The organism is Streptomyces sp. PT12 (assembly GCF_003311645.1).
In the GTDB taxonomy this organism is placed as follows: domain Bacteria; phylum Actinomycetota; class Actinomycetes; order Streptomycetales; family Streptomycetaceae; genus Streptomyces.
In genome coordinates this window covers 36877-44936 of record NZ_QEST01000010.1, presented here as the reverse complement: position 1 = coordinate 44936, position 8060 = coordinate 36877, and the positions used below count along the sequence as shown (strand labels likewise).

5 protein-coding genes and 1 pseudogene are annotated in these 8060 nt (G+C 73.3%); 3 read left to right on the top strand and 3 right to left on the bottom strand.

Annotated elements, in window-relative coordinates; genetic code table 11:
* Positions 1 to 49: 49 nt before the first annotated feature.
* Together DEH69_RS00745 and DEH69_RS00740 are read right to left on the bottom strand one after the other, a co-directional pair.
* Positions 50 to 346, bottom strand: a pseudogene (locus DEH69_RS00745) (response regulator transcription factor); the annotation flags it as partial.
* Positions 343 to 1596, bottom strand: coding sequence for a sensor histidine kinase (locus DEH69_RS00740; RefSeq protein ID WP_113684885.1), 1254 nt, complete (start codon positions 1594 to 1596; stop codon positions 343 to 345). The pseudogene DEH69_RS00745 and the gene DEH69_RS00740, both read right to left, overlap by 4 nt.
* A 275-nt stretch (positions 1597 to 1871) precedes the next feature.
* Here DEH69_RS00740 and DEH69_RS32245 point away from each other — a divergent pair, with 275 nt between their 5' ends.
* The 3 genes from DEH69_RS32245 (at position 1872) to DEH69_RS00730 (ending at position 5580) form a co-directional block, all read left to right on the top strand.
* Positions 1872 to 2162 (top strand): hypothetical protein, encoded by a 291-nt coding sequence (locus DEH69_RS32245; RefSeq protein WP_258534350.1) that lies wholly within the window; start codon positions 1872 to 1874, stop codon positions 2160 to 2162.
* Complete coding sequence (locus DEH69_RS33310) at positions 2159 to 4228, top strand: tetratricopeptide repeat protein (protein ID WP_309302748.1); 2070 nt, start codon at positions 2159 to 2161, stop codon at positions 4226 to 4228. The genes DEH69_RS32245 and DEH69_RS33310 overlap by 4 nt, the downstream gene beginning before the upstream one ends.
* A 74-nt stretch (positions 4229 to 4302) precedes the next feature.
* Positions 4303 to 5580 (top strand): hypothetical protein, encoded by a 1278-nt coding sequence (locus DEH69_RS00730; protein ID WP_113684883.1) that lies wholly within the window; start codon positions 4303 to 4305, stop codon positions 5578 to 5580.
* A gap of 251 nt (positions 5581 to 5831) precedes the next feature.
* On the opposite strand, the gene DEH69_RS00725 is transcribed toward DEH69_RS00730, so the two are convergent.
* On the bottom strand, positions 5832 to 8024 hold the full coding sequence (locus DEH69_RS00725) for a terpene synthase family protein (RefSeq protein ID WP_113684882.1): 2193 nt from the start codon (positions 8022 to 8024) through the stop codon (positions 5832 to 5834).
* Between the last annotated feature and the right edge of the window lie 36 nt (positions 8025 to 8060).

The following is an 8060-nucleotide window of genomic DNA, read 5'->3' as shown; positions in this document are numbered from 1 at the left end:
ACCGAAACGGCCCCCCGAAAGAACCGACGGACCGTCACGAAAGATCGAGGCTAGCTCCCGCATACAAGGCATCATAGACGTACTCGTCCAGATCGAATGTCGTAAGCATCAGAACACGGCACGCGCTGCTCTCGCACACGCGCCGCGCCGCCTCGATCCCGTCCATGCCGGGCATGCGGATGTCGAGCAGCAGCACATCGGGCGCGTGCGCCGCGACGGCGGCCACGGCCTCGGCCCCGTCGCCCGCCTCGGCGACGACCTCGATGTCAGGCTGCGCCTCGAGGATCATGCTGAATCCGCTGCGGACCAGCTCCTGGTCGTCGGCGACGACAACGCGGATGGTCACGCGGTCACCTCCACGGGCGCGGTCGGCAGATGGGCGACGACGCGGAACCCGCCGCCGGGCGCGGGCCCGGCCTCGGCCGTCCCGCCGCAGGCCGCGGCGCGCTCCCTCAGCCCGATCAGGCCGTGGCCACCGGGGCGTTCGGCACCGTCGGCGCCCGCGCCATCGGCACCCGCGCCGTCCGATCCGACGCCGTCCGATCCGACGCCGTCCGGCCCCCGCCCGTCGTCGGTCACGGTGATCACCAACTCCCCCGCCGCGCCCGCCCAGTCGATGACGACGCGGGCGCTGTCGGCGCGGGCGTGCTTGAGGGTGTTGGTCAACGCCTCCTGCACCACCCGGTAGGCCGCCACCTCGGTGTCGGGCGGCACGGGCCTCGGCGCGCCCTCGGTGGTGAACGAGACCCGCAGGCCCGCGGCGCCCACCTGCGCCACGAGGTCGGGGAGCGCGGCGATGGTGGGCTGCGGGGTGCGCAGGTCGCCGCGTTGCTCCTGCTTCAACACGCCCAGGATCCTGCGGAGTTGGGCCATCGCATCGCGCCCCGTGTCGGCGATGGCGTCGAACGCCGCCTCCGCGCGGGCCGGGTCGGAGCGCACCACCACGGGCCCGGCCTCGGCCTGCACGACCATGAGGCTGACCGCGTGCGCCAGGATGTCGTGCATGTCCCCTGCGATGCGGGCGCGTTCGCGGGCGGCGGCCTGCGCGACCTCGTTCGCCCGCTGCCGTTCCAGCCGCCGCGCCCGGTCCTCGACGGCGGCGGTGTAGGCGCGCTGCACGCGCCCTAGCGTGCCGAACGCGTAGGCCGTCACATAGCTGAGCAGCGTGAACGCGTACTCCAGCGTGTCCGCGTCCAGCGCGAACAGCGTCACGGTCGAGACGCCGAGCCACCCCGACAGCATGAACCTCCGGTGCCACGGCGGCGTCAGCGCGGCCACGGTGTAGAGGACGACGAGGCCGCCATAGGTCACCTCGGGCGGCGGGTCGTGGTAGATCGCCATCACGGGGGTGCAGAAGCTGACCACATAGCTGCACGCCTCGGGCGCGCGGCGGCGCCACACGAGCGGAACGGCCGTCCCCGCGGCGAGCAGGAAGCCCCACACGGTCAGGCCGCCGCCGTCCTTGCCCTCGTCGGGCAGGATGTACTGCGCGCAGGCCAAGACCAGGATGAACGCGGCCAGCGCCGTGTCCACGACATACGGGTTCGCGCCGCGCAGCCGACGCAACCGGCTCTCCCACCGGGCGGACAGGGTCATGCGGCGCCTCCTCGGACCGGGCACAGGCCGTGCCAGTATCGCCACGCGCCGGGGCGCTGTCCTCGCCGGTGCGGGGGATATCCGCCCTCCCCCGCGTCGGGGGCGGGAGGGGTCCCGGGCTGGTGGTGGCAGGCCCAGCGGCGAACGGGCCCTGGACGCCAGGCCGTTGGGGCGGTCGCCGTGCCTACGGGGGGTATGGCGGCCCATTGGCTTCCCGCCGGGGGGTGGTTGGCGGGAGGATGGTGGGACAGGGAGCGTTAGGGGAGGGATGTCCCATGGCGTCGTCGTGGGTGCGGTGGCCGCTGGTGATCGTGGGCGCGGTCGTGGTGTTCGGCCTGTGCGTGTGGCTGGGGGACGCGGTGCTGCCGTGGGACCGCGCGGAGCGGATCGCGGTGGGCGGCGGCGCGGGCGCGGTGGTCGCGGGGCTGCTGGGCGCGTGGGCGGCGTCGGCGTTCGGCCAGGGCACCGGCGCGTCGGGGCCCATTGCCTCGGGCGAGCGGTCGGTGGCCACCGGCGACAACTCCGGCGTGATCGTGACGGGGGACGGCGGGACGGTCCAGCGGTGACGTCGGCGCGCGGGCGGCGTTCGGTCGCGGCGGGCCACAACCTCGGCGTGGTCGTCTCCGGCGACGGCGCGCGCGTGGACCAGCGAACGCTCCTGGTCGCGCCCGGCGCGCTGCCCCCCGCGTTGGACGCGGAGGCGGTGCGCCGCCTGCACAACCTGCCGCCGTCCGACAGCGAGGTGTTCGAGGGGCGCGAGGCGGAGCTCGCGGCGCTGGCCGCGCTCCCCGCGACGGGCACCGGCGTAGTGGCGCAGGCGGTGCGCGGCATGGGCGGCGTGGGCAAGTCGACGCTGGTGCAGCGGTGGGCTCGCGCGCGGCTCGACGCCGGGCGAGGCCCGGTGTGGTGGATCGTGGCGGAGAGCCCGGCGCAGGTGGTGGACGGCCTGGCCAGCCTGGCGGTCCAGGTGAGCCCGATGAACGCGGCGTCGCGGCTCGATGAGGCCGCCGACTGGGCGGTCACCTGGCTCCAGGGCCGCGGTGACTGGCTGCTGGTCCTCGACAACGTCGAGGATCCCGCGCATGTGGCGCCCTGGCTCGGCCGGTTGGGAACGGGCCAGGTGATCGTCACCACCCGCCGCGACGCCCCATGGCCGGGGGTGGAAACGGTCCTGCGCCTCGAAACGCTGCGCCCCGACGCCTCGTTGGCCGTGCTGCGGGACCTGGCGGGCGAGCATGTGACCGGTCATGCGGCCGGTCATGCCGCAGGTCATGCCGCAGGTCATGCCGCAGGTCATGGGGCAGGTCATGGGGCAGGGGACGAGGAGGCGTTGCGGGAGCTGGCCGACGAGCTGGGCCATCTCCCCCTGGCGCTGCGCCAGGCGGGGGCGTATCTCCGCCAGACCCGGACGTCGCCCGCCCGCTATCTGGAACGCCTGCGCGCCGACCCCTTCGGCGTCCTGGCCACCCCGGCCCCGGGCGACCCGCAGATACGCACGATCGCCCGCCTGTGGCCTTTGACCCTCGGCCCCCTGGGCGGCGACGCGGCGACCCTGCTGCGCGTCCTGGCGCACTGCGCGCCAACGCCCTTGCCGCGCACGGTGCTTGACACCGCCCTTGCCACGCGGGACGCGGTGGACGAGGCCCTTGGCCTGCTCAACGCCTACGGCCTGATCACCCTGACCGACGCCACGGTCACGGTCCACCGCCTGCTCCAGGCCGTCGTCCGCGCCACGGCCCCGGCTGGGCCGCGGCGTTCCCGCTGGTCGCGGCTGTGGCGTCGCCGGGTGCCACCGGGGCCCGAGGCGATGGCGTTCGCCCTGGTGCTGCGCTCGGTGAGGGCGCACCGACCAGAGGAGCACACCACCTGGCCGCACTGGCAGCTGCTCCTGCCCCATGTCCTCGCGATGGCCGCCGTCGACTCCCCAGCCGTCGCGTCGGGCGAGCTGGCGCTTCTGCTGGTCAGGGCGGGCGACTACCTCAGGGCACGCGGCGAGTTCGCCCAGGCCCGGCTGCTCGCCGAACGTGCCGTGACGATCGCCGAATCCGCGTTCGGCCCCCACCATCCCGACACCGCCGCGTGCCTGGGCGACCTCGCCGCCGTTCTCTCGGATCTCGGTGAGCACGCCGAGGCCCTGCCCCTCGAGGAACGCGCCCTCGCCATCACCGAGGCAACGCTCGGCTTCTACCATCCCTACACCGCCACGTGTCTCAACAACCTCGCCCTGACCCTCGCGGATCTCGGCCGACACACCGAGGCCCTGGCAATGGCCCAACGCGCCCTGACCATCACCGAGTCGATCCTCGGACCGCGGCACCCCGACACCGCCACGCGCCTCGGCAACGTCGGTACCGCCCTCTCCCGCCTCGGCGAGCACGCCGAGGCCCTGCCCCTCGAGGAACGCGCCCTCGCCATCACCGAGGCAGCGCTCGGACCCGACCACCCCCGCACCGCCACGCGCCTGGGCAACCTCGCCGTCACCCTCGCCGAGCTGGGCCGATTCTCCGAGGCCATCCCCCTGGCCGAACGCGCCGTGTCCGTCGCCGAGTCGACCCTCGGACCCGACCACCCCGACACCGCCGCACGCCGGGACAGCCTTGTCGCGATGAGGCAACGCGCCGCCAGGGAATGACCTTTCGCGCTCGGGACGGGTCCCGGCTGGCGTGGCTAGCGTGGCTACAAACGGGCGAGGATGAGGGGTGCGGCATGGCGCGCGGGATCGTGGTCGACGGGGGGACGCGGGAGAGGCTGGGCGCGGATGGGGTCGCCGAGCTGCTGGGGACGCTGCGCCCCGTGGACTGCCAGACGTGTGGAGAGGGCTTCGGGCGGTGGGGGCGGCCCGCGCTGTTCGTGCAGGTCGCGGGGGACGCCGATGCCGGGGACGCGTCGCTGCACCACCGGCGTTGCCGTGAGGCGGGGTGGGCGGAGGTCGGGCCAGGCGACCGGCCCGCGCTCACCGGCTTCCCCCATGCCACCTGGCGCGCGACCCTGGGCGTCCTGCCCACGGGGAACACCCCCGTCGTGGTGGTCAACCCCTCCTTCGAGGTGGCCATCCTCCGCCGCGAGAACGGGCGTTGGCGCGTGGCGACGCTCGACCGCTACGCGGCGTACGGGCTCGGCACCGACCTGCTCGACGGGGTGTTCATCGTGCCGTCGCTGACCCTCGTGATCGCCGACGACCGGATCTCGGTGAACGTCACCCGCGAGGGGAACGTCGCGCACAGCTGGTCGCTGCCCGCGCCCACGCCCGAGATGCGGAAGGTCCTGGATGTGCGCGAGTGGCTGACCATCGCCGTGACCACCTCCATCGATCCCCAGGCGTTGGGGCGCGGCAACCCCCTGCCGCCGCTGATCGCCTCGGGCGCCGTGCGGCTCGGCGCCGCGCCCATCCTCTACACCGAGGAGGCGCAGCTCCCTCAGACATCGGACTTCGATAACCGGACGCGGAACGAAATGATCGCGCTCACCGCGGAGTTCGCCCGCCGCTCGCTCGGCGTCGAGGCCGACGAGCCGACGCTGCTCGCCGCCATCCGGTGCGCCCACGGGGATGTCCACACCCTTCGGGCGCTGCGCGGCTCCGCCAAGCGGCTGGCGTCGCTGCTGGTCGTCCAGCTCTACGCGACCGCGGCGCGCTCCTCGACCGGGCGGCCCAACCCCGGGCGCGGCGTGCACGTGATGTGCGCCGACGCGGCCAGGGCCGACGCCTACCGCGCCGACGCCGACACGCTGGCCGGGCTGACCCAGGGCACCGTGGCCCGGCTGGTCCCCAAGCCGACGCGCGAACAGCTTGCGGAGGCGTATCTCGCCGACACGGTGGTGGGAACGCCCGAGGAGTTCCGTGCGGCCTACGCCTTCTACCGCGACGACAAAGGCGACTGGAGCCTGCACCAGACGCGCGGAAGGCTGGCCCTAATCTGGGGCGCCGACGCGCGGGACCGGGCGGGCGACCTGCTCCAGCGCTACCCCAGGGTCGTCGTGGTGTGAGCGCAGGTGGCCTGCCCCACCGGCCAGGTGTCCACCGGCCAGGTGCCCACCGGCGGCGGCGCGGGCACCAGCTCCTTCGACATCCACCTGCTCGACACCCGCCCCTCGGGCAACTCCTGGATCACCTACGGGAAGAACACCGGCACCTTCGACCAGAGCCTCACGGCGTACGTCATCTGCACGGTGCCCTGCCCCTGGGGGTCCCGTCCCCATCCGCACCGCCCGTCCGCCTCCGCCGACGGGCGGGGTCCTCATGCCGCCGGGAGCCTGATCCGGGCGGCCGCCGTGCCCAGGCCCGTGGGACGCGTGGGCAGCGCCCATGGGCCGAAGGCGTGGCGGCGCAGGTCGGTCTCCCGGTAACGGCGGCAGTGGCGGTGCCAGTTGAGGATGCCGACCAGCCAGTTCTGCAACTCGCGCACATAGCCGTCCAGGATCTCCCTGGCCTCGGCGTCCAGCGCGAAGTCGTCGTACATCACCGGGAACTCGTGGGCGGCGACATGCTGGAACTGGCTCATCCGCGACCGCATCAGGTCATCGATGATCCGCAGCCCCGCGGGGTAGTCGCAGTCGAAGAAGTCCTGGACGACCAGCACGCCGTTGTGGATCTCGCCCTCGTACTCGATCTCCTTCTGGTACGAGAACACGTCGTTGAGCAGGCAGGCGTAGTCGGCCGCGGCGTTCTCGAGGGAGCGCATCGGACCGGCGCGGTAGACGGCCTCGGGCACGCGCTTGCCGTGTCCGAGGCGGCACAGCGCCATGGTGAGGTCGGAGCCGAACGTCAGCCGCCGCATCTCCATGTAGTCGACGGGCTCGGGGATGCGGCTCTCCCTCTGGTTCTCCAGCTCCCACAGCCAGCTCTCCGTCATGACCACGATGGCCTCGCGGAACCGCCGCCGCGCCGCCAGGTCCATGGGCGCCGCGGTCCGCGTCCACAGGTCGGCGAGGGAGCGCTCCAGGGGCGTGACCGGCGGGGGCGCGGCGGCGAGGTCATCGACGGGCGTCAGCGCCGCGAGGCGCTCGGTGCACAGCTTGGCCCCCACGAGGTCGCGGGTGCGCCCGAACTGCACGGGGTAGAGGTCGTCGCCATAGGTGCCCCAGGCCAGCCAGGCGCTCGCGAGGTCGAGCTGATCGGCGGTGGCGTCCGGGTGCAGCCCGGCCGCGCACAGCGGCAGGTCGTAGTCGGCGAGCTTGTCCTCGTCCCACGGTGGCGCGTCGAGGATCCCGAAGCGCCGCGCCCACGCGACCAGCCGCACCCGCGCCCCGTCCAGGTGCGGGCTGAGCCTCAGGGTGAACGGGATGTCGAACTCGGGCAGCAGCGAGGGCCCGACACGCTGGTGGGGCACATGGGTGAAGCGGCGGACGCGCGCGGCCTCGGCGCGCGGGGTGGTGGCGACCCCGGCGACGCCGGGAATCGCGAGCGCGCCCGGGGCCGTGCCGAAGGAGCGGTTGGCCCGCTTGTTCATGTACCGGCTCGACCGCATGTGCCACTCGTGGCCGCCCGACTGCCAGTCCTGGAGCCCCTTCACATAGCGCGCCACGGCCGCGGCCCCTTCACCGTCCACGCCCTTCTCGGCGAGGAGCGGCGGCACCTCGGTGAGCGCGGTGTGCTCGAACTGCTGGAGCCGCGAGGTCAACAGGTCGTTGACGGCATCGGCCGCCTCCTGGGTGGAGCAGCCGAGAAAGGTCTCGAGGACGAGGACGCCGTTGGACATCTCGCCCTCGTCGCCGACCTCGCGCTCGTAGGAGAACAGGTCGTTGCGCAGGTGCACCCCGTCGGAGAACGCGTCCCGCAGCACCCGCAACGGGCGGCTGTGCGCGATGACTTCGGGTACCTCGGCGCGCGCGGCGTACTCCACGAGCCCGGCCGACCAGGGCGCGCCGCCGACCTTGCGGCGCATCTCGATGTACTCGACGGGGTTGGGCACGCGCCCGGCGTTGATGTTGGACAGCTCCCACAGCGACTCGTTCAGCAGGTGCTCCGTGGAAAGGGCGAACCTGCGGCGCCAGTCGGGCGACATGGCGGGCACCGTGCGGGCCCACAGGTCGGCGAGCCCGGCCTCGACGGGGTTCGTCGGCTCGGGCACGGCCGCCGCGTCGTCCATGGGCATGAACCGCGGCAGCCGGTCCAGGTACGCCTTGCCGCCAGGCCGGTCCTGGGTCCGCTTGAAGACCTCCAGGAAGTGGTCGTCGAAGAAGAAGACCCACACGTACCAGTCCGTGACGAGCGACAGGTCGGGCCCACTGGCGTCGGGGTGGGTGTAGGCGCACAGCAACGCGTAGTCGTGCGCGTCGAGATCGGCCCGGGTCCACACCCCGGACCCCTCCAGCATCCCCATCTCGGCGGCCCACCGCGCGGAGTGCTGGCGCGCCTCCTCAAGATGCGGATTGAGCCGCGCCGGGTATGGCACGTAGAACTCGGGGAGTTCGAAAGGCTGGCTGCTCATGTGAGGCTCCCGGCGAGACGTAACGTAGCGTGCTTG

Coding starts and splice junctions, on each gene's coding strand:
- DEH69_RS00725 (WP_113684882.1), bottom strand. CDS start 8,024: ATGAGCAGCCAGCCTTTCGAACTCCCCGAGTTCTACGTGCCATACCCG.
- DEH69_RS00740 (WP_113684885.1), bottom strand. CDS start 1,596: ATGACCCTGTCCGCCCGGTGGGAGAGCCGGTTGCGTCGGCTGCGCGGC.
- DEH69_RS32245 (WP_258534350.1), top strand. CDS start 1,872: ATGGCGTCGTCGTGGGTGCGGTGGCCGCTGGTGATCGTGGGCGCGGTC.
- DEH69_RS00730 (WP_113684883.1), top strand. CDS start 4,303: ATGGCGCGCGGGATCGTGGTCGACGGGGGGACGCGGGAGAGGCTGGGC.